This window comes from Streptomyces sp. KPB2, from assembly GCF_003950055.1.
GTDB classification, from domain to species: domain Bacteria; phylum Actinomycetota; class Actinomycetes; order Streptomycetales; family Streptomycetaceae; genus Streptomyces; species Streptomyces salinarius.
The window spans coordinates 1,594,491-1,621,045 of record NZ_CP034353.1; the positions used below are offsets into that span (position 1 = coordinate 1,594,491).

Sequence of the window (26,555 nt, forward strand, 5' to 3'; positions counted from 1 at the left end):
TTTCAGAGAGGTACCCATCATGAGCACGCTCCCCAAGGTCGCCTGGGTCGGTCTCGGCATCATGGGCTCCCCCATGTCCGAGAACCTGATCAAGGCGGGTTACCAGGTCACCGGCTTCACGCTGGAGCAGGAGAAGCTGGACCGGCTGTCCGCCGCCGGCGGCACCGCGGCCGGCTCGATCGCCGACGCCGTGCGCGACGCCGACGTGATCGTCACCATGGTGCCCGCGTCCCCGCAGGTCGAGGCCATCGCCTACGGCCCCGACGGCATCCTGGAGAACGCGAAGTCCGGCGCGCTCCTGGTCGACATGTCCTCGATCACCCCGCAGACCTCCGTCGACCTCGCGAAGGCCGCCAAGGACAAGGGCATCCGCGTCCTGGACGCCCCCGTCTCCGGTGGCGAGGCCGGCGCGATCGAGGCCGTGCTGTCCATCATGGTCGGCGGTGAGCAGGCCGACTTCGACGAGGCCAAGCCGCTCCTGGAGGCGCTCGGCAAGACCATCGTGCTGTGCGGTCCGCACGGCTCGGGCCAGACCGTGAAGGCCGCCAACCAGCTGATCGTCGCCGTGAACATCCAGGCGTGCGCCGAGGCCGTGGTCTTCCTGGAGAAGTCCGGCGTGGACCTGAAGGCCGCCCTGGACGTCCTCAACGGCGGTCTGGCCGGCTCGACGGTGCTGACGCGGAAGAAGGACAACTTCCTCGGCCGCGACTTCAAGCCGGGCTTCCGCATCGACCTGCACCACAAGGACATGGGCATCGTCACCGACGCCGCCCGCAACGTCGGCGCCGCGCTGCCGGTGGGCGCCGTGGTGGCCCAGCTGGTCGCGTCGCTGCGCGCCCAGGGCGACGGCGGCCTGGACCACTCGGCCCTGCTGCGGGCCGTGGAGCGCCTCTCCGGCGCCCAGGTCTGACCCGCGCGGCACCCTCATGACCTCCGGGTGGCGCCGCCGCTGACACCTGTCCTGTCGCGCCCGAGCGGCGGCGCCGCCCGGAACCCACTTCAACAAACTGTTGACGTGCCACTGTCCCAAATCTAGGCTCCACGAAGCGGAAACCTGTTTCCAGAAGCAGTTCCACTGAACAGTCCACTGAACGGTTCCGCTGAACCCTCGTCTGCAAGGCCACGGAAGGTCCACGATGTCGCAGCGCGTGCTCACCACCGAGTCCGGCGCCCCGGTCGCCGACAACCAGAACTCCGCTTCCGCCGGCATCGGCGGTCCCCTCCTGATCCAGGACCAGCACCTCATCGAGAAGCTCGCCCGCTTCAACCGCGAGCGCATCCCGGAGCGCGTGGTGCACGCCCGCGGCTCCGGCGCGTACGGCCACTTCGAGGTGACCGACGACGTCACCGGCTACACGCACGCCGACTTCCTGAACACGGTCGGCAAGCGCACCGAGGTCTTCCTGCGCTTCTCCACCGTGGCCGACTCCCTCGGCGGCGCGGACGCGGTCCGCGACCCGCGCGGCTTCGCGCTGAAGTTCTACACCGAGGAGGGCAACTACGACCTCGTCGGCAACAACACCCCGGTGTTCTTCATCAAGGACCCGATCAAGTTCCCGGACTTCATCCACTCGCAGAAGCGCGACCCGTTCACGGGCCGTCAGGAGCCGGACAACGTCTTCGACTTCTGGGCGCACTCCCCCGAGGCGACGCACCAGATCACCTGGCTGATGGGCGACCGCGGCATCCCGGCCTCGTACCGCCACATGGACGGCTTCGGCTCGCACACCTACCAGTGGACGAACGCCAAGGGCGAGTCCTTCTTCGTCAAGTACCACGTCAAGACCGATCAGGGCATCCGCTGCCTGACCGCCGACGAGGCCGCGAAGCTCGCGGGCGAGGACCCGACCTCGCACCAGACGGACCTGGTGCAGGCGATCGAGCGGGGCGTGTACCCGTCCTGGACGCTGCACGTGCAGCTGATGCCGGTGGCCGAGGCGGCGAACTACCGCTTCAACCCGTTCGACGTGACCAAGGTGTGGCCGCACGCCGACTACCCGCTCAAGCGGGTGGGCCGGCTGGTGCTCGACCGCAACCCGGACAACGTCTTCGCGGAGGTCGAGCAGGCCGCGTTCTCCCCGAACAACTTCGTCCCGGGCATCGGCCCCTCCCCCGACAAGATGCTCCAGGGCCGCCTGTTCGCCTACGCGGACGCGCACCGCTACCGCCTGGGCGTCAACCACACCCAGCTCGCGGTGAACGCCCCGAAGGCCGTGCCCGGCGGCGCCGCCAACTACGGCCGCGACGGCCTGATGGCGTCCAACCCGCAGGGCCGGTACGCCAAGAACTACGAGCCGAACTCCTACGACGGCCCGGCCGAGACCGGCACCCCGCTGGCCGCCCCGCTCCCCGTGTCCGGCCACACCGGCACGCACGAGGCGCCGCTGCACACCAAGGACGACCACTTCGTGCAGGCCGGCGCGCTGTACCGGCTGATGAGCGAGGACGAGAAGCAGCGCCTGGTGGCGAACATCGCCGGCGGCCTGTCCCAGGTCTCCCGCAACGACGTCGTAGAGAAGAACCTCGCGCACTTCCACGCGGCCGACCCCGACTACGGCAGGCGCGTCGAGGAGGCGGTCCGCGCCCTGCGCGAGGACTGATCCACCGGCTCGCGCACGGAACCCGGCGGGGAGGCCGGGGCCGTGTGCGCGGCCCGCGCAGGCACCGAAGCGGCCCGGATGAGGGGTGACCGCCCGGTGCCGGCGCGGGCAGGGCGAGGACCGCGGCGGCCAGCGAGCCAGTGCGGTGGTGAAGGGCGGGACGTTCCTCCTACGACCTGAGGGGAGGAGCCGTTCCGGCCCGTCGCACCGCCGCGGTCCCGGCCAACCCCGCCTCTCGTGACCGAGAGGCCCCCATGCTCCGTCCGGCGGCGCGAACGACCTGTCGCGCCCAGCCTCGCGCCGCCGGACGGGTTCCACGTGAAGACACCCTCGGCGGGGAATCCCTCACCGGACCCGCCCACCAAGAACCTTCACCGGCCGGGAAGCGCCGGATGCGGACGGTCCCGCATCCGGCGCTTTCCGGCGTTCGCGTTCACCGGGTGCGGATTCACCGCCCGCGCAGCAGCCTGGAGACATGGCTACGGCACACCCACCCGAGCATCCGCACATCGTCGTCCACTCCCCCGCCCTGGACGGCTCCCGCCGGGTCACCTCCGGCGACGAGACCCTGGGCGTCGCCTCGCACGTCGACGACGTCGCCGAACTGCTGCGCCTCGCCGACCTCTACGTCACCGACGTAGAGGACAGCGACCTGGTCGAGTGGCAGGGCGGCGGCCCGGAGGACTGGCCGGGGCTGCACGAGCACCCCGGCGGCTGAACGCGCGTAGGAGTCCCCCGCAGCGGGCACAACCCCGGCACGGCACGGGGCGCACGGGGGTGGGGTCGTGGACGGTGGCACGGAGATCGGGTGGGAGCCGCACCAGATAGCGCTCCTGGGCGGCGGACCGCCGGCCGCCGTCACGGTGGCGCTGGTCGCCCTGCACCTGCTGGGCGCCGTCGAGAACGGGCCGCGCAGGACGCTGTGCGCGGCGGGACCCGAGCCGGAGGACCTGGGGCCGTTCGAGGGGACCGTGCTCGACTGTCTGCACGAGCCGCTCACCGCCCGCGAACTGGTCCGCCACCCGGAGGTGCGCCTGGCCCTGGCCCTGACGCGCATCCCGCTCGCGGAGGACGGGCTGCTGGGCCGCCCGTGGCTGCGGCCGACCCGCGGCGCACGCCGGCGCGTGGAGTTCTGGCGGGAGCGGCACCCGCTGCCGGCGGTCCGACACGGGCTGACGGACGAGGACACGCTGCTCGCGGTCGCCCTGCACGGCGACGCCGCCCTGCGTCTGCTCCTGCCGCGCTTCGCCCTGCGGACCGGGCTGACGGACCCGGGCGCACCGGCCGACGGGGTCCGCTTCTCCCTGGGTCGCGGCGGGTTCCTGAGGTGGCGCGACGCGTACGAGGACTCGGTCTCGGGCGACTGGGGCGGTGCGGGCCACGGGGACCACACGGGCGGCTGGGGCTCGGGGGGCGGCGGTGGCGGCCCGGACTGAGTGCGCGCACGCGAGAGCGGCCCGCCCCTCGGGGGGACGGGCCGCTCTCGGTTCTCCGGTGCCCGAAGGGGTCAGGCCTTCAGCGGCTTGATCGCGGTCGGGGCGTGGCCCGGCTCGGTCGCGAGCTCCTCGAACTCCATGACGTTGCCGATGTCGTTCGTGCCCGACATGGAGATGTTGGTGACGCGCTCCAGGATCGCCTCGACGACGACCGGCACCCGGTGCTCGGCGGCCAGCTTCTTGGCCTGTTCCAGGGCCGTGCCCAGCTCGTTCGGGTCGGTCACCCGGATCGCCTTGCAGCCCAGGCCCTCGGCGACCTTGACGTGGTCGACGCCGTAGACGCCCAGCTCGGGAGAGTTGATGTTCTCGAACTCCAGGTTGACCTGGAAGTCGATCTCGAACGCCCGCTGCGCCTGGCGGATCAGGCCCAGGTAGGAGTTGTTCACCAGGACGTGGACGTAGGGGATCCTGTGCTGCGCGCCGACGGCCAGCTCCTCCAGCATGAACTGGAAGTCGTAGTCGCCGGAGAGCGCCACGACCTGGGCGTCCGGGTCGGCCTTGGCGACGCCGAGGGCGGCCGGGACGGTCCAGCCGAGCGGGCCGGCCTGGCCGCAGTTGATCCAGTGCCGCGGGCGGTAGACGTGCAGCATCTGGGCGCCGGCGATCTGGGAGAGGCCGATGGTGGAGACGTACCGGGTCTCCGGGCCGAAGGCCTTGTTCATCTCCTCGTAGACGCGCTGCGGCTTGATCGGGATGTCGTCGAAGTGCGTACGGCGCTGGAGGGTGGCCTTGCGCTCCTGCGCGGAGGCGGCCCACGCGGAGCGGTCGGGCAGCTTGCCGGCCGCCTTCAGCTCGCGCGCGACCTCGACGAACAGCTCCAGGGCGGCCTTCGCGTCGGAGGCGATGCCGTAGTCCGGGGCGAAGATCTTGCCGATCTGGGTCGGCTCGACGTCGACGTGGACGAACTTCCGGCCGGCCGTGTAGACGTCCAGCTTGCCGGTGTGACGGTTGGCCCAGCGGTTGCCGATGCCGAGGACGAAGTCCGACTCGAGGAAGGTCGCGTTGCCGTAGCGGTGCGAGGTCTGCAGGCCGACCATGCCGGCGTTCAGCTCGTGGTCGTCGGGGACGATGCCCCAGCCCATCAGGGTCGGCACGACGGGGGTGCCGGTCAGCTCGGCGAACTCCACCAGCAGGTCGGCCGCGTCGGCGTTGATGACACCGCCGCCGGCCACGATCAGCGGGCGCTCGGACGCGTTGAGCAGGCCGATCGCCTTCTCGATCTGGGCGCGGGTGGCGGTGGGCCGGTAGACCGGGAGCGGCTCGTAGGTCTCCGGGTCGAACTCGATCTCGGTGGTCTGGACGTCGATCGGCAGGTCGATGAGGACCGGGCCGGGGCGGCCGGAGCGCATCAGGTGGAACGCCTGCTGGAAGACGCCGGGGACCTGCGCGGCCTCCAGGACGGTGACGGCCATCTTGGTCACCGGCTTGGCGATGGAGGCGATGTCGACGGCCTGGAAGTCCTCCTTGTGGATCACCGCGGTCGGCGCCTGGCCGGTGATGCACAGGATCGGGATCGAGTCGCCGATCGCCGAGTACAGACCGGTGATCATGTCGGTGCCGGCCGGGCCCGAGGTGCCGATGCAGACGCCGATGTTGCCGGGGTGGGTGCGGGTGTAGCCCTCGGCCATGTGCGAGGCACCCTCGACGTGCCGGGCGAGGGTGTGCTGGACACCGCCGGACGCCTTGAGCGCCGCGTAGAAGGGGTTGATCGCCGCGCCCGGCACACCGAACGCGTCGGTGACGCCCTCGCGCTTCAGAATCTCAACTGCCGCTCGGGCAGCGGTCATACGAGCCATCGAGTACTCCTGCTCCGGCTGTCGGATTCACACTCCCGTCGCGCCCCGCGGTGAGCTTCTTCCGTAGCAACTTCCGTATAGCGAAATTTGTTTTCTACGATCTGGAAGTAATGTAAGTGGGCAGCCGGGGGCCGTCAAGAGAGGACGATGGGGGTCATGTCCGAGACCATCTCGGTGTGCTGCACCGCCTGCGGGCGCCGGCACCGCTACACGGCACCGTCGTACCCCTGTGTCTGCGGGGCGCCCGTCGCCCCGGAGCTGGACCCGCGCGGGGCCGCGACCGCGGTCACCCACCGGACCTGGGACGAGGAGTGGGTCGCGGTGCGCTGCGCGGCCTGCGGGGCACAGAGCCGGTGGCCGCGGCCGGAGCTGGGCTGTCCGTGCGGGACGGTGCTGAGCGTGCCGGTGGACCGGGCGGCGACCGGCCGGACCGGACGCACCCCCGGTTCACGGATCCCGGCGCACCGGGCCGTCCCGATCCGCACCGCGCGCGACGCGGTCACCGCCGCGGTGCTCTATCTGCGCGGCCTGGGCCACCGGGACGTGCGCCGCGCCGACCAGCGGCCGCTGTCCGGCATCGGGCTGGCCGCGCCCGGCATCGTCGTCCAGGTGGATCCGACGGTGGGCCCGGCCTCGGTGCGGGACGTGGAGTGCCTGTGGCTGACGGCCATGGCGGAGTCCGCGCGGGGCGTCTACTTCTCGCTCGCCGGATACGCCGAGGACGCCCGCGCCCGCGCGGATCTGCTGGACGTCCCGCTCTTCGTGCTGGACCCGTCGGGCGTGCCGCGACCGGTCAACGCACCGGCCGTGGCGCTGGACGCCACGGCCGGCTGACGTACCGCGCCCGCTACGGGCGGGCGTACCGCTCCCGCAGCTCCACCTTGCGCACCTTCCCCGAGACGGTCATCGGGAAGGAGTCCAGGAGCTGGAGGCGGCTGGGCACCTTGTAGTGGGCCAGCTGCCCGTCGCAGTACGCGCGCAGTTCCTCCAGGGTGAGCGGGTCGGCGGCGTCGCGCGGGACGACGCAGGCCAGCACCTCCTCGCCGTAGCGCTCGTGCGGTACGCCGACGACCTGGACGTCCGCGATCTTCGGGTGCGCGTACAGGAACTCCTCGACCTCGCGCGGGTAGATGTTCTCGCCGCCCCGGATGATCATGTCCTTGATGCGGCCGACGATCTCCACGTAGCCGTCCTCGCGCATCACCGCGAGGTCCCCGGTGTGCATCCAGCGGCCGGGGTCGATGGCCTCGGCGGTCTTTCCGGGCTCCTCCCAGTAGCCGAGCATCACGCTGTAGCCGCGGGTGCGCAGTTCGCCCGCGTCGCCGCGCGGCAGGGTCACTCCGGTGACCGGGTCGACGACCTTGACCTCGATGTGGGGCAGGACGCGGCCGACGGTGCCGGTGCGGTGTTCGAGGTCGTCGTCCATGCGGGTCTGCAAGGAGACCGGGGAGGTCTCGGTCATGCCGTAGCAGATGGAGACCTGCTCCATGTGCATCTCGGCGACCACCCGCTTCATCACCTCCACCGGGCACGGGGAGCCCGCCATGATGCCGGTGCGCAGGGAGGTGAGGTCGTAGGAGGCGAAGCCGGGCAGGTTCAGCTCGGCGATGAACATGGTCGGGACGCCGTACAGGGACGTGCACCGCTCCCGCTGCACCGCCTCCAGCGTGGCCGCCGGCTCGAAGGACGGAGCGGGGATGACGATGCAGGCGCCGTGGGAGGTGGCGCCCAGGTTGCCCATGACCATGCCGAAGCAGTGGTAGAAGGGCACCGGCAGACAGACCCGGTCCTGCTCGGTGTAGCCGACCGTGCGGCCCACCCAGTAGCCGTTGTTGAGGATGTTGTGGTGGGAGAGGGTGGCGCCCTTGGGGAAGCCGGTGGTGCCGGAGGTGTACTGGATGTTGACCGGGTCGTCGCAGCTCAGCTCGGCGGCGAGGGCGTCGACCCGCTCCTGCGGCACGGACGCGGCGCCCGCGGTGAGCGCGTCCCAGGACGGGTCGCCGATGTAGACGGTCTCGCGCAGCGCGGGGCACCGGCCGCGGACCTGCTCCACGATCGCCCGGTAGTCGCTGCTCTTGTGGGCGAGCGAGGCGACCAGCACGGTGATGCCGGACTGCTGGAGGACGTACTCCAGCTCGTGCGCCCGGTAGGCCGGGTTGACGTTGACCATGATGACGCCGATGCGGGCGGTGGCGTACTGGACGAGGACCCACTCGGGGCAGTTGACCGCCCAGATGCCGACCCGGTCGCCCTTGGTGACGCCCTTGGCGAGCAGGCCCCGGGCCACCTCGTCGACGGCGGCGCCGAACTCGGCGTAGGTCCAGCGCCGTCCGGACGGGACGTCGACGAGGGCCTCGCGGTCCGGGTGGGCGGCGATCGCGCGGTCGAGGTTGGCGCCGATGGTGTCGCCGAGGAGCGGGGTGGTGCTGGTGCCGTGGGCGTAGGAGAGGGTGGTGGTCACCGGAAGTCCTCCTCGCGGTACTCGTCGGCGGAGCCGGCCGCGGTGGCCTCGCGCAGTTCGATGCGGCGGATCTTGCCCGAGACGGTCTTGGGCAGGTCGCCGAACTCCAGGCGGCGCAGCCGCTTGTAGGGGGCGAGGGTTTGGCGGGAGTGCTCGAAGAGCACCTTCGCGGTGTCCGGGCCGGGCTCCCACCCGGCCGCCAGCACGATGTACGCCTTCGGCACGGCGAGGCGCAGCTCGTCCGGGGCGGGCACCACGGCGGCCTCGGCGACCGCCTCGTGCTCCAGCAGCGCGCTCTCCAGCTCGAAGGGGCTGATCTTGTAGTCGGAGGCCTTGAACACGTCGTCGGCCCGGCCCACGTAGGTGAGGTAGCCGTCCTCGTCCCGGGCGCCGATGTCGCCGGTGCGGTAGTAGCCGCCGGCCATCGCCTCGGCCGTGCGGTCGGGGTCGCCGTGGTAGCCGGTCATCAGGCCGACGGGGCGGTCGGCGAGGTTCAGGGCGATCTCGCCCTCGTCGGCGCCGGGCGCGCCGGTCACCGGGTCGATCAGCTCGACGCGGTAGCCGGGGCTGGGGCGGCCCATCGAGCCGGTCTTGAGGACCTGGCCGGGGCTGTTGGAGACCTGGACGGCGGTCTCGGTCTGCCCGAAACCGTCCCGGATGGTCCGCCCCCACAGGCGGCGGACCTGCTCGATCACCTCGGGGTTGAGCGGCTCACCGGCGGCGACGACCTCGCGCGGCGGGGTGGCGAGGCGGGTGAGGTCGGCCTGGATGAGCATGCGCCACACGGTCGGCGGGGCGCAGAAGGTGGTGACCCCGGCCCGGTCCATCTCGGACATCAGCCGGGTCGCGTCGAACCGCGTGTAGTTGTACAGGAAGACCGTCGCCTCGGCGTTCCACGGCGCGAACAGGTTGGACCAGGCGTGCTTGGCCCAGCCGGGCGAGGAGATGTTCAGGTGCACGTCGCCCGGGGTCAGCCCGATCCAGTACATGGTCGCCAGGTGGCCGACGGGGTACGACACGTGGGTGTGCTCAACCAGCTTGGGGCGGGCGGTGGTGCCGGAGGTGAAGTACAGCATCAGCGGGTCGTCGGCGGCGGTCGGGCCGTCCGGGGTGAAGGCGTCCGGCGCCCCGTACACCTCCTCGTAGGGCCGCCAGCCGGGTCCCGTCGTGCCGTCGCCGACCGCGACGCGCGTGTAGTCGCCGGGCACGTCGTCGAACTTTCCGGTGTCCTCGGCGCGCACGATCACGTGCTTCACCCGGCCGCGGTCGACGCGGTCGCGCAGGTCGGCGGGGCCGAGCAGGGTCGTGGCCGGGATGACGACCGCGCGCAGCTTCATCGCGGCGAGCGCGGTCTCCCACAGCTCCACCTGGTTGCCGAGCATCACGAGGATGCGGTCCTCCGGGCCGACGCCCCACTCGCGCAGGCGGTTCGCCACCCGGTTGGAGCGGGCCGACATCTCGGCGAAGGAGACCCGGACCTCGCGGCCGTCCTCCTCGACGATGTGCAGCGCGGGACGGTCGTTGCCCTCGGCGATGACGTCGAACCAGTCCAGCGCCCAGTTGAAGTGCTCGGGCCGGGGCCACCGGAACCCCTCGTAGGCGGCGGTGTAGTCCTCGCGGTGTTCCAGCAGGAAGTCCCGTGCGCTGCGGAACTGCTCCGTGGCCGTCGTCATCTGTCCTCCTCGGTGCCGGACCTTGCCGGGCGGCTCCGTGCCATCGTCTAATCCGTGATGTGGGTCTCACTACCCCCGAACGGGGGTGTGCGTCCCAGGACGGCGACCCTGAACGGGGCGCGTGCGTCCCAGGACGGCGGTCACGAGGGAGGACGGGACGAGTGGCGGTGGACGCGGCCGAGGCGGCTCAGATCCGCAGCGCCCTGGTGCGGCTGCGGCGCACGACGGGGCTGCCCGTCGCCTTCGGCGGTCTGGTGGAGTCCGGGCGGCGCCAGGTGCGCATCAGTGAGCTGAGCGGCACGGCCACCACCGCGCTCAGCGCGCTGGCGGTGACGGCCGGCAACGGGCTCGGCGGCCGGGCGGTGGCGCTGTCGCGGCCGTGCGCCGTGACGGACTACTCCGTCTCCCGGCAGATCAGCCACGAGTACGACCTGCCCGTCGCCGCCGAGGGCCTGCGCTCGGTGCTCGCGGTGCCGGTGGTCGTCCGGCGCCGGGTGCGCGGCGTGCTGTACGGCGCGCTGCGCTCGGCCCAGCCGCTGGGCGACCGCACGCTGGGCGCGGCCGTCGCGGCGGCGCGGGACGCGGAGCAGGCGCTGGTGCTGCGGGACGAGGCGGACGAGCTGCTGGCGGCGGCCTCGCCCCCGTCGGCGCGGACTCCCGCCGCGCCCGATCCGGCGGGCGGCGCGGCCTGGGAGCAGGTGCGGGAGGCGCACGCGGCGCTGCGGGCCCTGGCGCCGAGGATCGCGGACCCCGCGCTGCGGGACGAGTTGCTGCGCGCGTGCGGCCTGCTGGCGGCCGGGGACGACGGGCCCGCCCCCGGGCCCCGGCTGGCGCCGCGCGAGGTGGACGTGCTGGCCTGCGTGGCCGCGGGCGCGACGAACGGGGCGGCGGCCGAGCGGCTCGGGGTGGGTCCGGAGACCGTCAAGAGCTATCTGCGCTCGGCGATGCGCAAGCTGGGCGCCCGCACCCGCACGGAGGCCGTCGCGGCGGCCCGCCGGACGGGGTGGCTTCCGTAGAAGGACGTGGCGGGCGTGGGGCGGGGCGCCCGACGCGGGACGCGGGCCCACGCAGGACCGGGTGCCCGACGCTGGACGGGGTGCCCGACGCTGGACGGGGTGCCCGGCTCAGGGCGCGGGCCGACGCAGGACGGGGGCCGACAGGACCAGGTGCCCACGCAGGACGGGGCCGACGCTGGACGGGGTGCCGGCTCAGGCGCGGGCCGGCGTGGGGCGCGGGCCGGGGCACGGGCCCCGCGCGTCCGGGCCGGCCGGGGATTTCCCGCGGTGATTGCTTTCGGCGCTTTGGGATTTTGTTATTCGCCTCACCTGGTCGTCCCTCCGTAATGCAATGCCCCGGTGCCTAATATTGGCCCGGACACGACACACGGAGGGGAGCGGTCACCGTGCCACGGGACTTCGCGGAGGCTGCAGGTCGCCGCTCCGACCTGGTCATCGGGCGGGAGGACTCGTTCGGCGCGGCGCGTGAGCAACTCACCCGGGGCGGCAGTGTGTTGCTGTACGGTCCCGCCGGAATTGGAAAGTCGACGGTCCTGCGCACCCTGGCCGCGGAATATGCCCGCACGGCGCACACCGTGTTGCGCTGCTCGGCCACCGAGTCCGAATCCCACCTCCCCTTCCTCGCCCTCGCCGACCTGCTCGGCACGGTCCTCGACGAGGTCTCCTGCGCCCTGCCCGCCGCGCAGCGCACCGCACTGGAGTCGGCGCTCACCGGCCGCGGCGAGTCCACCCTCCAGCGCGACGGCCTCGCGCTGCGTCTGGCCGTCCTGTCCGCGCTGCGCGCCCTCGCCGCCGCGGGGCCGGTTCTCGTCGTCGCCGACGACCTCCAGTGGCTGGATCCGGCCAGCGCCGAACTCCTCGGCTTCGCCGCCCGCCGGCTGGGCGACACACCGGTACGGCTGCTGTGCGCGGTGCGCACCGAGGGACCGGAGACCGGGGACGCGGAGTACGACCGCCACCTGCGCGCCTCCCCGCCGGACACCCGGGCCGTGCGCCTGGGGCCGCTGACCCGCGCCCAGGTGTCGGCGCTGCTCGACGAACGCGGCTACACGGGTCTGCACCGGTCCACCGTCCGCGACATCCACCGCACCAGCGGCGGCAATCCGCTGTTCGCCCTGGAACTGGGCCGGGCCCTGGCCGAGAGCCCCGCCGCACCGCGCCCGGGCGAGCCGCTGCCGGTGCCGACCTCGCTGCGCGCCCTGGTCCTGTCCCGCCTGGAGATGCTCTCGGACGAGGCCCGCCGCACCCTCCTGGTGGCCAGCGCCGGCGCCCGCCCCACCCCGGCCCTGCTGCACGCGGCCGGCCGGGAGAACGCCGACGCGGAGACCGCGCAGGCGGCGGCGCTGGGACTGCTGGCGCCCGACCCCGAGGGCCCGACCGTGCGGTTCGCGCATCCGCTGATCTCGGCCGCGCTGTACGCCGAGGCCCCGGCGCCGGAACGGCGGGCGGCGCACGCGGCGCTGTCCACGGCGGCCTCCGACCCGATCGAGCGGGCCCGGCACCTGGCGCTGGCCACCACCGGCACCGACCCGCGGGTGGCGGCCCGGCTGGCGGAGGCCGCCGCGCTGGCCCGGGACCGCGGGGCGCCGTCGGTGGCCGCCTCGCTGGGGCTGCTCGCCGCCCGCCACACCCCGGCCGAGGGCGACCCGGGTCCGGACGAGCGGCGGCTCACGGCGGCCGAGGACGCCATCACCGCCGGTGAGCCGGACCTCGCCCGGGACATCGCCCGCGAGGTGCTGACCCGGGCCACCGCGCCCGGCGAGCGGGTGCGGGCGTGGATGGTGGTGATCGAGGCGGCCGGGCAGGCCATCGGCGAGGTCGACGCCGTCTTCCCGCAGGCCCTGGCCGACGCGGGCGACGACCCGAGGCTGCTCGCCCTGGTCCACTACCAGCTGGCCTGGCGCTCCCTGGTGGTGCAGGGCGACTTCGCCCAGGGCCGGGAGGACGCCGCGCACGCGGCCCGGCTGGCGGCGCGGGGCGGGGACCGGCGCACCGAGCTGCTGGCCCTCGCGTTCCAGGCGCAGTCGGAGACGCTGATGGGCCACCCGGACGCCGCGGCGACCATCCGGCGGGCGCTGGAGGAGCCGCAGGACCCGCGGGTGGCGTGCCATCACAACGGGGCGGGCTCCTCCCGGTTCCGGTGGCTGGTGATCAACGACCGGCTGGCCGAGGCGCGGACCGCCGTCACCGCGCTGCTGCGCGAGGTGCGCCGGCGCGGCATGGCCGAGAGCGAGGTGCACTATCTGCGTTTCCTCGCGGAGACCGAACTGCATTCGGGCCACTGCGGTCGCGCCCTCGAACTGTCCCGGGAGAGCCTGACCCTGGCGCGCGACGCGGGCATCGGGGAGGGCGCGGGCGTGATGCAGGCCGCGCTGGCCGAGGCCGCGGGCGGCGACCCGGACCGGGCGCTGGAGCTGGCGCGGGAGGCGGTGCGGCGGACGGAGGAGGACGGCGACGCCGTGTACCTGTCGCGGGCGCTGGCCGCGCTCGGGCACGCGCACCTGGTGGCGGGCGACGCGGCGGCGGCCGTACGGGCGCTGCGCCGGGTGCGGGAGCTGGAGGCCGGGGCGGGCATCACCGACCCGGCGCGCGGCCGCTGGCAGGGCGACCTCGCGGAGGCGTTGGTGCGCACCGGGCAGCCGGCCGAGGCGATGGAGGTCATCGAGGTCACCCGGGCGCACGCGCTGCGGCTCGGGCGCGGGAGCGTGCTCGCCGTCCTCGACCGCTCCGAGGCGCTGGTGCGGGCGGCGCGGGGCGAACACCGGGCGGCCGAGGCCAGGTTGACGTCGACGCGGGAGCGGCTGGCCGGGCTGGGGTTCGGCCTGGAAGAGGCCCGGGCGGTGTTCGCGCTGGCCGAGCTGCACGCCGAACGGCCGGGGCGGGCCCCGGAGTCGGCGTCGTACGACGAGGCGGCGCGGCTGTTCCGGCGGTGCCGGGCGCTGCCCTGGCTGCGGCGGGTGGAGGCGGCCGTCGCGGCGCGGGCGGCCGGACCGGCGCCGGTGCCGGCCGCCGAGCCGGACGGTCTGGCGGGGCTCGCCTCGATGGAACGCCAGGTGGCCGCCCTGGTCATGGAGGGCGCGACCAACCGGGAGATCGCGGCGCGGCTGTTCGTCAGCGTCAAGACCGTCGAGGCGACGCTGACCCGGGTCTACCGCAAACTCGGGATCCGCTCCCGCGTCGACATCGTCCGGCTGGCGGCGGGCCGACGCGCCGACTGAGCCGAGCCGTCCCGGCGACCGTCGGGTTTACCGTGGGTGAACCGAGGGTTTTCCCTGCCCGCCGCACCTAGGGGGTTCCCTCATTGGGTGGTCCGGACCGCCGGTTCTAGCGTGAACACGTGCCGCTCGCCCGGGCATACGGGGGTCTGTCCCGAGACCCCCGTCCCACCCCCCACGCCCGGGCGACCCCCCACCGGCGACCACCCGAGGAGACTCATGTCCGGGCTCACCCGCTCCAGACCGACCGCCGCCACGGCCGTCGCCGGCGCCATGAACACCTGCCAGGGCGAGAGCGGCGGACCCCTGCTTGTCGGGGGCGCCCTGGCAGGTTCACCGATCTCCTGAGCAACCCTCGGGTGCAGACCAGGGGGCGTTGCGGGCCTCCACGAGCGGCCCGCAACGCTCCCTCTCCATGTCCGCCGCCCTCTCCCCCGCCCGCTCCGCCGCGTGCCGCATCCGTGGCGCCCGAGTGACGGTTCAGTCGCGTACGGTCCCGAAGCGGATGTCGTACGCGGTGTCGGCGTGCATCGTCGCGAGCATCCGCCCGCCCTCATCCACGACCTCGTTCCGCTGCTCGCGCGTGAGCGCGTCGAAGGGCTCGACGACGAGGGCGTCGTCCGCGAGCTTCCACAGTCCGGCCACGAAGCCGTCGACGAGGAGGACGCGGTAGGCCTGGTTCTTGCGCCAGGTGCGGCCCTTGTGCGCGGGCGCAACGAGGCGGGTGCGGTCGGCGTGGGAGAGGAGCAGGTTGTCGAACTCGGGCAGGAAGCGCGGCGGGGCCGGGGTGTCCGGGTCGGGGCGCGGTGCGTCGGGGAGGTCGAAGAGTTCGGTGCCGTTCGGGTCCCGGAAGGTGGCGAGGCGGGGGCGGAGTCGTTCGAAGGCGTCCCGGAGCCGGGTCAGGCCCGCCCAGGTCTGCATGTCCTTCACCGAGGCCGGCCCGAACGCGGCGAGGTAGCGCAGCACGGTGTCGTCCGGTGCCGGCGCGGGCCGCGCGGGGCGCCCGAGCCAGTGCTCGGCGGTGGTGAGCGCGACCCCGCCGCTGCGGCCCCACAGTCCGCGCGGCGTCACCTGGACGAGCGGGAGCCGGCAGCGGGCGGCGACGGCGAGGGCCTGCGGGTCGGCGTCGGGCCACTCGGCGAGGAGGGCCTCGCGCAACTGGCCCATGGTGCGCGGCTCGGCCTCGACCAGCTCCCGGGCGAGGACCGCGAGCCGGTCCAGGTCGACGCCGGTGAGCCCGTGGCGGAAGGCGTGCAACTCCCGGTCCCTGGCGGCCTGGACCAGGGGTCGCAGGGTGAGGCAGTCCTCGGCGGTGTGGGTGTGGATGGTCGAGCGCATCGTGACGAGCCGGGCGACGCGGCGCTCGGCCATCGGCGCGGACAGGTCCTCGGGTGCGAAGCCGTCGAGGCGGGCGGCGAGCGCGTAGTACGGGGGCTTCACGTTCTGGGCCTGCAGCCCGACGAGGTGCCCGACGGCGGCCTCGGCATCCATCGCCGCGCGGCGCAGCAGCAACTGCCGGGCCAGGGTGGCCCGGTTGAGGGCGCGGAGGCCGAGGACGGGGGCGGTCGTCGCTGCCTTGGTCGTCATGGGAGGACGGTAGCGGGGATCGCAAACTGATCCTGTCCGCGATCGGGCCCGTCGTGCCGACGCGGTGCACGGACGGACCGGCGGGCCGACGGGCCGTCGTGCCGGCGCGGTGTACCGGTGGCCCGCGCCGCGCGCGGGTCGTCGGCCGGCTCCGACCCGGTGGGGTCAGCAGGTGGGGCGGTAGGGCAGGTTGGGCAGCAGTTCGGTCCAGCGGGTGGGGGTGAGGTCGCCGCCGGTGCGGGTGCAGACGCGGCTGAGCGCACGGTCCGTGTCCAGGGTCCAGATCCTGGCGGTGAGGTCGTTGCCCACCGAGGCCAGGGTGTCGCCGTCCGGCGCGAAGGCGACCGACGTGACGGTGTCCAGGTGTCCGGTGAGCGCGGTGCCGAAGGCCTCGGCACGGGCGGGGTCGGCCACGTTCCACAGCCGTACCGCGTGGTCCTCGCCGCCGCTGGCGAGGGTGCGGCCGTCCGGCGCGAAGGCGACGGAGGTGACGCCGCCGCGATGGCCGGTCAGTTCGCCGCCCAGGGGGCGGGCCCGGCCGGGGTCGGAGACGTCCCAGAGCCGTACCGTGCGGTCCCGGCCGCCGGTGGCGAGGACGTGGCCCCGGGGGGCGAAGGCCACCGCGTTGACCCAGTCCCCGTGGGCGGTGATGGGCTCGCCGACGGGCCGGGGCCGGTGGCGGTCGCGTACGTCCCACAGCCGGGCCGTCTTGTCCTGGCTGCCGGTGGCGAGGGTCTGCCCGTCCGGCGAGAAGGCCACGGAGCCGACCCAGTCGGTGTGGCCGGTCAGGGGCGTGCCCACGGCGCGTACGTGGTCCGGGTCGCGCACGTCCCACAGGCGGACCCGCTCGTCGACGCCACCGGTGGCGAGGGTGCGGCCGTCCGGGGCGAAGGCGACGGTGAGGACGCCGCCCGGGTGGGCGTCCGGGACGGTGGCCGCGGGGACGGGCCGGGCCGGGTCGGAGACGTCCCACAGCCGCAGGGTGCCGTCCTCGGCGCCGGAGGCGACGGTGTGGCCGTCGGGTGCGAAGGCCGTGGTCAGGACGGGGGCCTCGTGGCCGGCGAGGGGCCGCGGCAGCGGGCGGGGCGGCCCCGGCCGGCGGACGTCCCAGAGCCGGACCAGGGCGTCGTCGGTGCTCGCGGCGGCGAGTAGTCGGCCTCGGGGGTCGTAGGCAACGGCGGTGAGCGGGTTGGTGAAGTCGGTCAGGACACCGTCCGGCAGGTGCCACAGGCGGACGCTGTGGTCGGCGCCGGTGGTGGCGAGGGTGCGGCCGTCCGGGCCGTAGGCCAGGTCCCACAGGCCCTCGGTGTGCCCGGTCAGGGGTTCGCCGATGCGGTGCGGGCGGGCGGGGTCGGCCACGTTCCACAGGATGACCGTGTCGTCCTGCGCGGCACTGGCCAGTGTGTGGCCGTCCGGGCCGAACTCCACGGACCACACGGCGGCGGTGTGCGCGGTCAGCGGTTCGCCCAGCGGGCGCGGCCCGTCGGTCCCCCGCACCTCCCACAGGCGCACCTTGTCGTCGTAGCCGGCGGTGGCGAGGGTGTCGCCGTCCGGGGAGAACGCCACCGACCAGACCGCCGCGTCGTGGGCGTGCCGGGGTTCGCCGAGCGGGGCGGGCCCGTCGGCGCCGTCCGGGCGCCACAGCCGTACGGTCCCGGTGTGCCCGGCCGTGGCCAGGGTGCGGCCGTCCGGGGAGAAGGCGACGTCGCGGACGCTGCGGGCGTCGGCGCGGGCCGGTGCGCCGATCGGTGCGGGCCGGGCCGGGTCGCCCAGGTCCCACAGGCGCAGGGTGCCGTCGTCGCCGACGGTGGCGAGCGTGCGGCCGTCGGGGGCGAAGGCGACGGAGGTGACGGACTCGCCCGCGTGGCTGACCAGGGGCTCGCCCAGGGGCCGGGGCCGGTCGCGGTCCCGGGTGTCCCACAGCCGGATGCCCCCGCCGTGCCCGGCCGCCACCAGCACGGTGCCGTCCGGGGAGTACGCCACCGCGCCCACCGGGGCGCCGGTGATCCGCAGCGGCTCCCCGAGCTGCCGGCCGGATCCGGCCGTGTCCCACAGCCGTACGGTGCCGTCGTGGCCGCCGCTGACGAGGGTGCGGCCGTCCGGGGCGAAGGCCACGGCGCTGCCGATGTCGTCGTGTCCGGGCAGCCGGGTGGACAGCACCCGGCCCGCGTCCGTGGTGAGCGCGGTGCGCAGTTCGGGGGTGGTGCGCATGCCGAGCGCGGCGACGTCGAGCCGGGCGGAGAGGGCGGCGTTGGTCTCCCGCAGCCGGTCGGCCTCGGCGGTGATCCGGCCGAAGACGGCGTCGTCCCGCTCGGCCTGGGCGGCGGCCCGTGCCCGGAGCGCGACGACGGCGGTGCCCGAGGCGAGGACGACCAGCAGGGCGAGGACGGCCGACAGCCCGCGGCGCAGCCACACCGCGCGCCGCCGCCGGTGGATCGACGCGGCCAGGAACTCGCGCTCCGGCGGGGTCAGTTCCCCCGGCGCCGGTTCCCCGCTCCGGTGGTCGTGGCCGACGTCGCGGCCGAAGGCCTCCCGGGCGGCGGCCAGCCGTGAGCCCGCGTAGAGCGCGGCGTTCTCCCGGCCGAGGGCGAGCCAGGTGCGGGCGGCCTCGGAGAGCGCGCGGTGGACGCGGAGCCGGTCGCGTTCGGCGTCGATCCAGCCGCGCAGTCGCGGCCACGCGGTGATGAGGGCCTCGTGGGCGAGTTCGACGGTGCCGTCGTCGAGGGTGAGCAGCCGGGCGGCGACCAGCCGGTCGAGCACGGCGCGGGTGCCGTCGGGGTCGCCGAGGTCGAGTTCCGCGTGCTCGGCCGGGCGCCGGGTGTCGGGGGTGCCGTCGCCCGGGGCGACCAGCCGCAGCAGGATCCGCCGGGCCAGGTCGGCCTGGGGCGCGGTCAGTTCGCCGTACACCTCCTCGGCGGTGCGGACGACGGCGCCGCGCAGTCCCCCGGCGGCCTCGTAGCCGGTGACGGTCAGGGTGCGGCCGGTGCGGTGCCGCCAGGTCTCCAGCAACGCGTGCGACATCAGCGGCAGTCCGCCGGGCGCGTCCTCGACCTCGTCGATCAGGCGTGCGGTCAGGGCGCGTTCGACGACCAGTGAGGCCGCGGCGGCGGGGCGGACGACGGCCTCGCGCAGCTCCTCCCGGCTCATCGGGCCGGCCAGCAGGGTCGCGTCCTGCAACGCGGCGGTGAGGCCGGGATGTTCGGCGCAGCGCCCGAGGAAGTCGGCGCGTACGGCGACCACCACGCGCAGCCGGCTGTCGGCGGCGGTGGCGCCGAGGAGGCGGTCGACGAAGGCGTTCCGTTCGGCCGAATCGGCGCAGAGGGTGTACAGCTCCTCGAACTGGTCGACGAGCAGCCAGGTGTCCGCGTCCGTGTCCGGCACGGGGTCCAGGCGGTCCGCGTGGGTGGTCATCGGTGCGGCGCCGGGGGTGAGGATGCGCACGGCCGCCGGCGCGGCGGGAGCGTCGGCGCCCGCGTCCGGGGCGGGCGTGCGCAGGCGCGGGATCAGGCCGGCCCGCAGCAGGGAGGACTTGCCGCTGCCCGAGGGGCCGAAGACGGCGGCGAAACGGTGCCCGCGGGTCAGTGACTCCAGTCGGCCGACCAGCCGGTCGCGGCCGAAGAACAGGGCGGCGTCGTCCGGTTCGTAGCGGGTCAGGCCCCGGTAGGGCGGGCGGGTGTCCTCGTCGGCGGCGGCGAGTGCGGCGGCCTCCGCGCTCGCCGCCCGCCAGCGCCGCTCCCACTCCCCCGGGTCGCCGCCGCAGACGTCGACGTAGGCCAGGGTCACCGCGAGGGTGGGCAGCTGCCGTCCGGCCGCCGCCTGCGACAGCGCGGTCACCGAGAACGGGACCTTGTCCGCCATCGTCCGGTACGTCGGACGCCCCACCGACTCGCGCAGGGCACGGAGTTCGGCGGCGAACCGCTGCACCGGTCCGGCCGCGGGGTCGAGCCGTCGCTCCCGGCGCCCCGCTCCGTTTCCGCCCACGTGTGCCCCGCCCCGCCGTCGCTCTCGGTCCCCGTCCGGACGCCCACGGTAGGGAGGCGCGGGAGCGGGCGGCAAGCTCGGGGCCGGTCGCCGGGGCGGGGCGCACGGGGAGTTCACGGTGCCTTCACGCGAGGTCCGCAGCTTCCGGCTCGCTCCGCGGCGGATTCCGCATTGTTCAGTGCCGGGCGCGGGCTGCTGAACAACGGTGCGGCGCGGTGGAATTCGGGTCCGGGGGAGTGCGGGGCGGCACGACCGGCTCGGTCACGGTCGCGCCACCCCGCACCCGTGCCCCCTTTGCCCTCCCCCGTCCGCCGAGGACGGCCGAGGGCGGCTCAAGGCACATGACGAGACATGAAGGAAGTGATCCGATGACCACCGAGGCGACCCGTCGGCCGCGGAGCGTGACGCTGGCGGTGGTGCTGGTGATGCTGGGGACCCTGGTCGCGGCCACCACGGCGAGCGGCCCGCAGGGGGCGGCCACCCTGGTGCTTCTGCTGCTGGCGGTCTGCTTCTGGTTCGCCGTCCGCGCGGGCCGCGGCCGGCGCACCGCCCGGACCGCGACGAGCGGTCTGACCGCGGTGCTCTTCGTCGTCGCCACGCCGTTCGCCCTCGACGATCCGCTGTACGGCGGCACCACGCTGCTCCTGGCCGCGCTGCTGGCCGTCCCGGGCGTGGTCCTGCTGTACCGGCCGGCCGCCGAGGCGTACGTGCGGGCCCGCGGCGGGGAGGAGATCGACGAGGAGTCCGCGGTATGACCGGGCCGCGCGAGCCCGATCCGCTCGCCGTGGCCCTGGGCAACGCCTCGCTGCTGGGGGCGGGGTACCTGCTGCTGGGTCGCCGGGCCCTGTTCTGGGCCGCCGCGGTGGTCACGGCCGCGCTGCTGTGGCTGACGTACGCCGTCGCCGGGACGTGGTGCGAACTGCTGGTGGTGCTGTGGTGGGCGGCGGTCGTCGCGCACGGCTGGTGGCTGGCGCGGCGGCACCCGGCGGCGGGGCCGCGGCGCGGACAGCGGGTGCTCGCCCTCGCCCTCGCCGTGCCGGTGCTCGCGGCCGCCGGGTGGGTGCGGTTCGACGCGTACGGGATCGAGGACCGTGTCACCGACGCCCGCGCGGACGGGAGTTGCCGGGCCGCGGTGGACGCCCAGGAGGAGGTGGGGCTGCGGCACCGGCTCGTCGCCGCGCCGGTGGCCGCCCGGGGCGACACGGTGGTGGAGGCGTGCGAGCGCCTGGACGCGGCGGCGGGCTATCTGAGCGGCGGACTGACCGGCGACCTGGACATGCTGGAGGCCGCCTTCGAGCGGCTCGGTGCGGTGCTCGGCGAGCCCGGCAACGAGCGGACGGTCGAGGCGACCCTGGACCGCTATCTGGGGCGGCTGCCCACCGACGACGGCTGCCGGAACGTACGCATCGCGGACTGGCTCCGGGACCGGAGGACCGGTCCGAAGGACCTGACCGGACCCGCCTCGGCCACCGCGGCCCGGATCGGCCCGGGGGCGCTCGCGGCGTGCGGCGACGCACTGCTGACCGACGAGGAGTGGGCCGACGCGCGGGACGTCTACCGGCGGCTGCTCGACGAGCATCCGGGTGACAGCCGGGCGGACGACGCCCGCGAGGGGATCAGGAAGGCGGATCTGGCGCTCGAACTGATCCAGGTCGGGAATCTGCTCGACGAGGCGGACGGCATGGACTCCGGATACTGCCGGAATCCGGCGAAGTACTCGGCGGCCCCCGCCTACCGCAAGGGCAGGAGCGGTGCCGTGTTCGTGGGTGACACCGAGTACACGGACAAGCTGCCGGAGGAGTGGCGGGCCGACACGCCCGAGGCCGCGCTGGTGGTGTGCGCGGACGAGACGGAGGCGGGGGACGTCGTCGAGACCTGCCGGTACCGGGACCACGAGGGCCGCATCGGCAGTGTCCGGTTCAACAAACTGGCGGTCCGGGTGAAGACCTACGCGCTGCGGACCGGGAAGCTCGTGACCGACCGCACCGTGCAGATCGGCGGCGAGAGCTGCCCCGGCACCCTCGGATACTTCGGCGCGCTGCCGTCCCGGATGGCCGTCACCCCCTCGGACGCGGACGTGCGCGACGCCTTCGGGCCGGTGGTCGGGCGCTGACCGGACGCCGGTGACCGTCGCCCCGGTGGTTGCCGGGGCGCCGGCGGGGCACCCGGGGGCACTGTGTACGAACGGGACAGAACCCTGGTGACCGGCTGGTTCAGCTTCCTGCACGGGGAGGCGACGGCCGGGGACGTGCTGGCGCTGGCGCGGGTGGAGCGGGTGCTGCGGGACGCGGGGTCGGCGTACGACGTCGTGTGGAGCCCCGGGTTCCGCGCCGACGGCACGCACTTCGCGGACGTGGACCCGGCGGCGTACTCGCGGCTGGTGTTCGTGTGCGGGCCGGTGCACGGGGTGCAGGTCGAGGAGTTGCACCGGCGGTTCGCGCACTGTGTGCGGGTCGCCGTCGGCGTCTCCGTGGTCGACGCGGGCTCCCCGGCCGTCACCGGCTTCCACCGGGTGATGGCCCGGGACGGCGCCGGGGATGGTCCCGGGCTGGATCTCGCGGCCCGGGCTCCGGCGCTCCCGGCGGTGCCCGTCGTCGGGGTGGTGCTCACCCACGGGCAGCACGAGTACGGGGGACGGCGCCGGCACGAGGAGGTCGCCGCCGTGCTGACGCGCTGGCTGGCCGGCCGGGACTGTGCCCGGCTCGAGCTGGAGACGCGGCTGGACGCGCACGACTGGCGGCTGTGCGGCACGCCGGCCCAGCTGGAGGCCGTGCTGTCCCGGCTCGATCTGGTCGTCACCGACCGGCTGCACGGGCTGGTCCTGGCGCTGCGGGCCGGTGTCCCGGCGCTGGCGGTGGATCCGGTGGAGGGCGGTGCGAAGGTGACGGCGCAGGCCCGGGCCTGCGGCTGGCCGGCGCTGGTGCCCGCCGAGCGGCTCACGAAGGCGTCGGCGGAGGGCTCGGCCGGGGGTCCGGCGGGGGGTTCGGCGGAACTCTCCGCGGAGGGCTCGGCGGAGGAGACGCTGGAGCGCTGGTGGGACTGGTGCCTGGCCGACGGGCGGGCGGAGGCGGCACGCATCGGCGCGGGGTTCCGCGCGGCGGAGTCGGTGCCGGACGGGGTGCCGGACGCCGCGGACGGGTTGGTGGCGGCGTTGCGGGAGGCGGCGGAGGCCGAGGCGGGGCGATGACGGTCCGGGCGGACGGGCGACGAGGGTCCGGGCGGGCGGTTGGTCGCGGGCTGCGCGGGAACTCGACGACGGTCGGTCCGTCCCCAGGAGGAAACATCGTGTCCATCGGCCGGCTCCCCGATCACGAGCAACGCATACTCGACGAGGTCGAACGGGCCCTGCGCCGCGATCGCCGGCTCGACCGGCGCCTGCGCACGCTGCGGTACCGCCGTTTCCCCGACCTCACCCGTCTGGCGGCCTACCGCCCGCGCGTCCCGACCGTGCTCGTGCTGCTCGCCGTGGCGGTGACGCTGATGGTCGTCGGCATCGTCACGTCCGCGCCCGGCGTGATCTGGGCGTTCGCCGGTGTGTGGCCGGTGGCCCTGTTCGCGGTGTTCCGGCTGCTGTGCCGCTGGACCAGGGGCTAGCCGGTCCGCCGTTACGCGCTCCCCCGGCGGCTCAGCCGGTGTAACTGCGGGCCGTCGAGTCGCGTTGGGCGGGTTCCAGGGCACGGAGGCGGGCCTCGACCTGCGGCGGCAGCACCCGGCGTTCGCGCAGCACCCACGGCAGCGCGGCCGTCGCCTCCGCGAAGGCGCGCAGGGACGCGGTGTCGCGGGGGACGGTGCGGGCCAGGTGCAGGGTGCGGCGCAGGGCGGGGCCGACCGGGCGGCGCAGCCAGGTGAACCACAGGGTGTTGCGGATGCCCTGGGCCCGGCGCACCGTCGAGTCCCGTACCCGGGACGGGTGGTGGTGGATCGTCAGGTGATCGGCGTACGTCAGCCACCAGCCGTCGGCGGCCAGGTCGGCGGCGAGCAGTTCTTCCTCGCCGCCCAGCCACAGCCGTGGGTGGAAGCCGCCCGCGGCGCGGAAGGCGTCGGTGCGCAGGACGGTCGCGGCGGCCAGGAAGGAGCCGAGCGCCGGTCCGGGCAGCCAGTCGGGGCGGGGTACGGGCGAGTCGCGCAGTTCCTTGACGATCGGGTCCTCGGTGCCGTCCGGTTCCACCAGGATGCGCGCGGTGACCGTGCCGACCGCCGGGTACCGGTCGAGCAGGTCCGCGGCTCCGGCCAGGGAGCCGGGCGCCCACCAGGAGTCGTCGTCGCAGAAGGCGACGTAGGGGGTGTCGACCTGGCGGATCGCCAGATTGCGGCCGACGGCGCCGAGGTTGCGGCCGGGCAGGAGGAGCCGTACGCCGGGGTGGTGGCGGGCGACGGCGGCGGCCGTGCCGTCGGTGGAGCCGTTGTCGGTGACGATCACCGCGGGCCGCTCGGGGAGTTCGGCGAGCCGGTCCAGGGTGCGCAGGAGTTCGGGGCACCGGTTGTGGGTGATGACGACGACGGTGGTGCGGGTGTCCGTCATGAGGCCGCTCCGTCGAGGAGGCGGGCCGCCCGTTCCACGTGCGGGGGCAGGGGCCTGCGGGCGCGCAGGGCGGCGGGCAGGCGGGTGAGCGTTTCGCGCAGGGCGTGCCGGGCGTCCGGGTCGCGGCGGGCGTCGGCGGCGAGCGCGCGGGTGCGGGCCAGGGCGTACGGGAGGGGGCGGCGCAGCCAGGCGGTGAGGAGTTCGTTGCGGCGTACGACGGCCGGGCGGTCGGTGCGGGGGCGCGGGTCCGGGTGGTGGTGGGCGACGACGTCGGGGCAGTGCGTGACGCCCCAGCCTCGGGCCGCGAGGTCGTAGGCGAGGAGGGTCTCCTCGGCGCCGAAGAAGAGCAGCGGGTGGTAGCCGCCCGCGTCTAGGTAGGCGGTGCGGCGGGCGACGGCGGCGCAGGCGAGGAAGCCGAGCACCTGGGTGCCGGGGAGGTCGGTGGCCGTGCCGAGCGGGGAGCCGGCGAGCAGGTCGTTGAGGGGGTCGGCGGCGTCGGCGGCACCGACGAGGGTGCGGGCGGAGAGCAGGCCGAGCCTGGGGTGCTCGTCGAAGTGCCGGGCGGCGGCGCTCAGGGAGCCGGGGGCCCACCAGGAGTCGTCGTCGCTGAACGCGACGTAGGGGGTGTCCAGGGCGCGGACCCCGTGGGTGCGGGCGAGGGCGCCGCGGTTGACCGGCATGGTGAGGACGCGGACCTGGGGGTGGTCGCGGGCCAGCATGGCGCGGGTGCCGTCGGTGGAGGCGTTGTCGACGACGAGGATCTCGGGCCGCTCGGGCAGCGCGAGCAGGTTCCGCACGGTGACGGCGAGGCTGGCGCGGCGGTTGCGGGTGGCGATGACGATCCCGACGGGGGCGGGCCGCGCGGGGTCGTCGGGGTGGGGCCGTTCCCGGGTGGCCGTCGGTCCGTGGTGCGCGGCGTGGTTCATGGTGCCTCTTCCGAAGTGCCCGGGGCGTCCGGGGAGTGCGGGGTGTCCTGGGCGTCGGGGGTGTCGTGGGCATCGGGGGTGTCCAGCGCGTGCAGGGCTTCGAGCACGGCGTCGGGGGTGATCCGCAGCAGCGCCGGGTCGGTCTCGCGGCCGTGCGGGTCGCCGTCCGGGCCCGGGTGCCACAGGGCGCGGTGCCGGGGGTGGGGCGGCGGGCCCCAGCGGCTGGGCGGGACCGGTCCGAAGAGGGTGACGGAGGGTGTGGCGTGGGCGACGGCCAGGTGGGCGATGCCGGTGTCACCGCTGACGACGGCGCGGGCGCCGGCGACGAGGGCGGAGAGCCGGTCGTAGGGCAGGCCGCCGCCGAACACGTCGGTGTCGGGCAGGTCGGCGAGCTTGGCCAGCCGGGCCACCAGGTCCGCCTCGCCCGCTCCCCCGGTGACCACGACCCGACGCCCGCGTGCCCGCAGCGCCTCGGCGACGGCCGCGTACCGCTCCACGGGCCAGCAGCGGGAGGGGGCGCCGGCGCCGGGGTGCAGGACGACGGCACCGGGGGCGGGAGAGGGTGCGTCCGGGCGCGGCAGCCGCAGGTCGGCGGGGTCGGCGTCGATGCCGTACGCGCGCAGCAGTCGGCACCACCGCTCCCGCTCGTGCTCCTCGGCGTACCAGACCGGGCCCTCCACCTCGGGGGTCTCGGGGTGCGCGAACGCCAGCAGCCTGCCCGGGCGCAGGCCGGCCAGGAGGCGGTGACTGGGCGGCCCGTTGCCGTGCAGGTCGACGGCGACGTCGGGGGGCGGCCCGGTCCAGTCGAGGGTGCGCGGGACGGCCCGCCCGGGTGCGGCGGCGGGCAGCACCCGGTCCACGGCACCGGACGCGGCGGCCACGGGGGCCAGCTCGGCGGGGCCGGCCAGCACCAGCTCGTGCCCGGGGTACGCCCGCCGCAACGCCCGCAGCGCGGGCACCCCGGCCAGCAGATCCCCGAGCCCGAGGGCACGCAGGACGAGTACGCGGGGCCGGTCCCCGCCCTCGCCCCGCACCGGTTCCGGCCCGCCCCGCGGCGCCCCGGCGGCGCCTGGGCTCCCCGCTCCGGCGACCGGCGGATGCACGGGGTCCCCGGTCACCGGCCCACCGGCCGACCCGGCGGACGCGAAGCCGCCCTCCCCGGGCCCCGGTCCGAGCCGGGCGGCCGCCGCCGCGACGCCTGTGTCGGCCGGCCGGCCACCCGGGGGCACGGCAGGACCGCCCACCGGCAGGACCGGGGTCACCGCACCGCCGCGGGCGGCGG

19 protein-coding genes are annotated in these 26,555 nt (G+C 75.1%); 11 read left to right on the plus strand and 8 right to left on the minus strand.

Going from position 1 to position 26,555, the window contains the following annotated elements; all coding sequences use genetic code 11:
• Window positions 1-19 precede the first annotated feature (19 nt).
• From D1J63_RS06890 to D1J63_RS06905, 4 genes are all read left to right on the plus strand, one after another.
• The gene (locus D1J63_RS06890; RefSeq protein ID WP_125628177.1) at window positions 20-910 is read left to right on the plus strand and encodes a 2-hydroxy-3-oxopropionate reductase; all 891 of its coding nucleotides are present in this window, start codon (window positions 20-22) and stop codon (window positions 908-910) included.
• Window positions 911-1,136: 226 nt separating this feature from the next.
• The gene (locus D1J63_RS06895; RefSeq protein WP_125628178.1) at window positions 1,137-2,600 is read left to right on the plus strand and encodes a catalase; all 1,464 of its coding nucleotides are present in this window, start codon (window positions 1,137-1,139) and stop codon (window positions 2,598-2,600) included.
• Between the two features lie 475 nt (window positions 2,601-3,075).
• Complete coding sequence (locus D1J63_RS06900) at window positions 3,076-3,318, plus strand: hypothetical protein (protein ID WP_007445511.1); 243 nt, start codon at window positions 3,076-3,078, stop codon at window positions 3,316-3,318.
• Window positions 3,319-3,385: 67 nt separating this feature from the next.
• The gene (locus D1J63_RS06905; RefSeq protein ID WP_125628179.1) at window positions 3,386-4,036 is read left to right on the plus strand and encodes a TIGR04222 domain-containing membrane protein; all 651 of its coding nucleotides are present in this window, start codon (window positions 3,386-3,388) and stop codon (window positions 4,034-4,036) included.
• Between the two features lie 71 nt (window positions 4,037-4,107).
• On the opposite strand, the gene gcl is transcribed toward D1J63_RS06905, so the two are convergent.
• Window positions 4,108-5,892, minus strand: a complete 1,785-nt coding sequence (gene gcl / locus D1J63_RS06910; RefSeq protein ID WP_125628180.1) for a glyoxylate carboligase — start codon at window positions 5,890-5,892, stop codon at window positions 4,108-4,110.
• 147 nt (window positions 5,893-6,039) lie between these two features.
• Between gcl and D1J63_RS06915 the strand changes: the two genes are divergently transcribed.
• Window positions 6,040-6,726 carry a hypothetical protein gene (locus D1J63_RS06915; protein WP_125628181.1) on the plus strand — a complete coding sequence of 229 codons (687 nt, stop codon included), beginning with the start codon at window positions 6,040-6,042 and terminating at the stop codon, window positions 6,724-6,726.
• Window positions 6,727-6,739: 13 nt separating this feature from the next.
• Here the strand turns inward: D1J63_RS06915 and lbuL are convergent, their stop codons facing one another.
• Window positions 6,740-8,353, minus strand: coding sequence for a linear/branched/unsaturated fatty acid:CoA ligase LbuL (lbuL, locus tag D1J63_RS06920; protein ID WP_125628182.1), 1,614 nt, complete (start codon window positions 8,351-8,353; stop codon window positions 6,740-6,742).
• A complete protein-coding gene (gene ibuL, locus D1J63_RS06925; RefSeq protein ID WP_125628183.1) occupies window positions 8,350-10,026 on the minus strand; it encodes an isobutyrate:CoA ligase IbuL in 1,677 nt (558 codons plus the stop codon). Before ibuL ends, lbuL begins: the two co-directional genes overlap by 4 nt.
• A gap of 161 nt (window positions 10,027-10,187) precedes the next feature.
• Between ibuL and D1J63_RS06930 the strand changes: the two genes are divergently transcribed.
• Entirely contained in the window at window positions 10,188-11,042 is an 855-nt protein-coding gene (locus D1J63_RS06930) for a helix-turn-helix transcriptional regulator (RefSeq protein WP_125628184.1), read from the plus strand.
• A gap of 386 nt (window positions 11,043-11,428) precedes the next feature.
• The gene (locus D1J63_RS06935; RefSeq protein ID WP_125628185.1) at window positions 11,429-14,260 is read left to right on the plus strand and encodes a LuxR family transcriptional regulator; all 2,832 of its coding nucleotides are present in this window, start codon (window positions 11,429-11,431) and stop codon (window positions 14,258-14,260) included.
• A gap of 477 nt (window positions 14,261-14,737) precedes the next feature.
• On the opposite strand, the gene D1J63_RS06940 is transcribed toward D1J63_RS06935, so the two are convergent.
• Both D1J63_RS06940 and D1J63_RS06945 read right to left on the minus strand, forming a co-directional pair.
• Window positions 14,738-15,844 carry a winged helix DNA-binding domain-containing protein gene (locus tag D1J63_RS06940; RefSeq protein WP_125628186.1) on the minus strand — a complete coding sequence of 369 codons (1,107 nt, stop codon included), beginning with the start codon at window positions 15,842-15,844 and terminating at the stop codon, window positions 14,738-14,740.
• A 165-nt stretch (window positions 15,845-16,009) separates the two neighbouring features.
• Window positions 16,010-19,825 (minus strand): WD40 repeat domain-containing protein, encoded by a 3,816-nt coding sequence (locus tag D1J63_RS06945; protein ID WP_125628187.1) that lies wholly within the window; start codon window positions 19,823-19,825, stop codon window positions 16,010-16,012.
• A gap of 368 nt (window positions 19,826-20,193) precedes the next feature.
• Between D1J63_RS06945 and D1J63_RS06950 the strand changes: the two genes are divergently transcribed.
• The 4 genes from D1J63_RS06950 to D1J63_RS06965 all read left to right on the plus strand — a co-directional run bounded on the left by D1J63_RS06950 (window position 20,194) and on the right by D1J63_RS06965 (window position 23,419).
• On the plus strand, window positions 20,194-20,580 hold the full coding sequence (locus D1J63_RS06950; protein WP_125628188.1) for a hypothetical protein: 387 nt from the start codon (window positions 20,194-20,196) through the stop codon (window positions 20,578-20,580).
• A complete protein-coding gene (locus D1J63_RS06955) occupies window positions 20,577-21,938 on the plus strand; it encodes a hypothetical protein (RefSeq protein ID WP_125628189.1) in 1,362 nt (453 codons plus the stop codon). Before D1J63_RS06950 ends, D1J63_RS06955 begins: the two co-directional genes overlap by 4 nt.
• An 87-nt stretch (window positions 21,939-22,025) precedes the next feature.
• Window positions 22,026-23,012 carry a polysaccharide pyruvyl transferase family protein gene (locus tag D1J63_RS06960; protein ID WP_125628190.1) on the plus strand — a complete coding sequence of 329 codons (987 nt, stop codon included), beginning with the start codon at window positions 22,026-22,028 and terminating at the stop codon, window positions 23,010-23,012.
• Window positions 23,013-23,110: 98 nt separating this feature from the next.
• Window positions 23,111-23,419 (plus strand): DUF3040 domain-containing protein, encoded by a 309-nt coding sequence (locus tag D1J63_RS06965; RefSeq protein ID WP_125628191.1) that lies wholly within the window; start codon window positions 23,111-23,113, stop codon window positions 23,417-23,419.
• 31 nt (window positions 23,420-23,450) lie between these two features.
• Here the strand turns inward: D1J63_RS06965 and D1J63_RS06970 are convergent, their stop codons facing one another.
• From D1J63_RS06970 to D1J63_RS36685, 3 genes are read right to left on the minus strand one after another with little or no spacing between them, the layout of a single operon-like run.
• Window positions 23,451-24,347, minus strand: coding sequence for a glycosyltransferase (locus tag D1J63_RS06970; RefSeq protein ID WP_125628192.1), 897 nt, complete (start codon window positions 24,345-24,347; stop codon window positions 23,451-23,453).
• Window positions 24,344-25,273 (minus strand): glycosyltransferase, encoded by a 930-nt coding sequence (locus D1J63_RS06975; protein WP_125628193.1) that lies wholly within the window; start codon window positions 25,271-25,273, stop codon window positions 24,344-24,346. The genes D1J63_RS06970 and D1J63_RS06975 overlap by 4 nt, the downstream gene beginning before the upstream one ends.
• Window positions 25,270-26,307 (minus strand): glycosyltransferase family 9 protein, encoded by a 1,038-nt coding sequence (locus D1J63_RS36685; protein WP_241235685.1) that lies wholly within the window; start codon window positions 26,305-26,307, stop codon window positions 25,270-25,272. Before D1J63_RS36685 ends, D1J63_RS06975 begins: the two co-directional genes overlap by 4 nt.
• Window positions 26,308-26,555 lie beyond the last annotated feature (248 nt).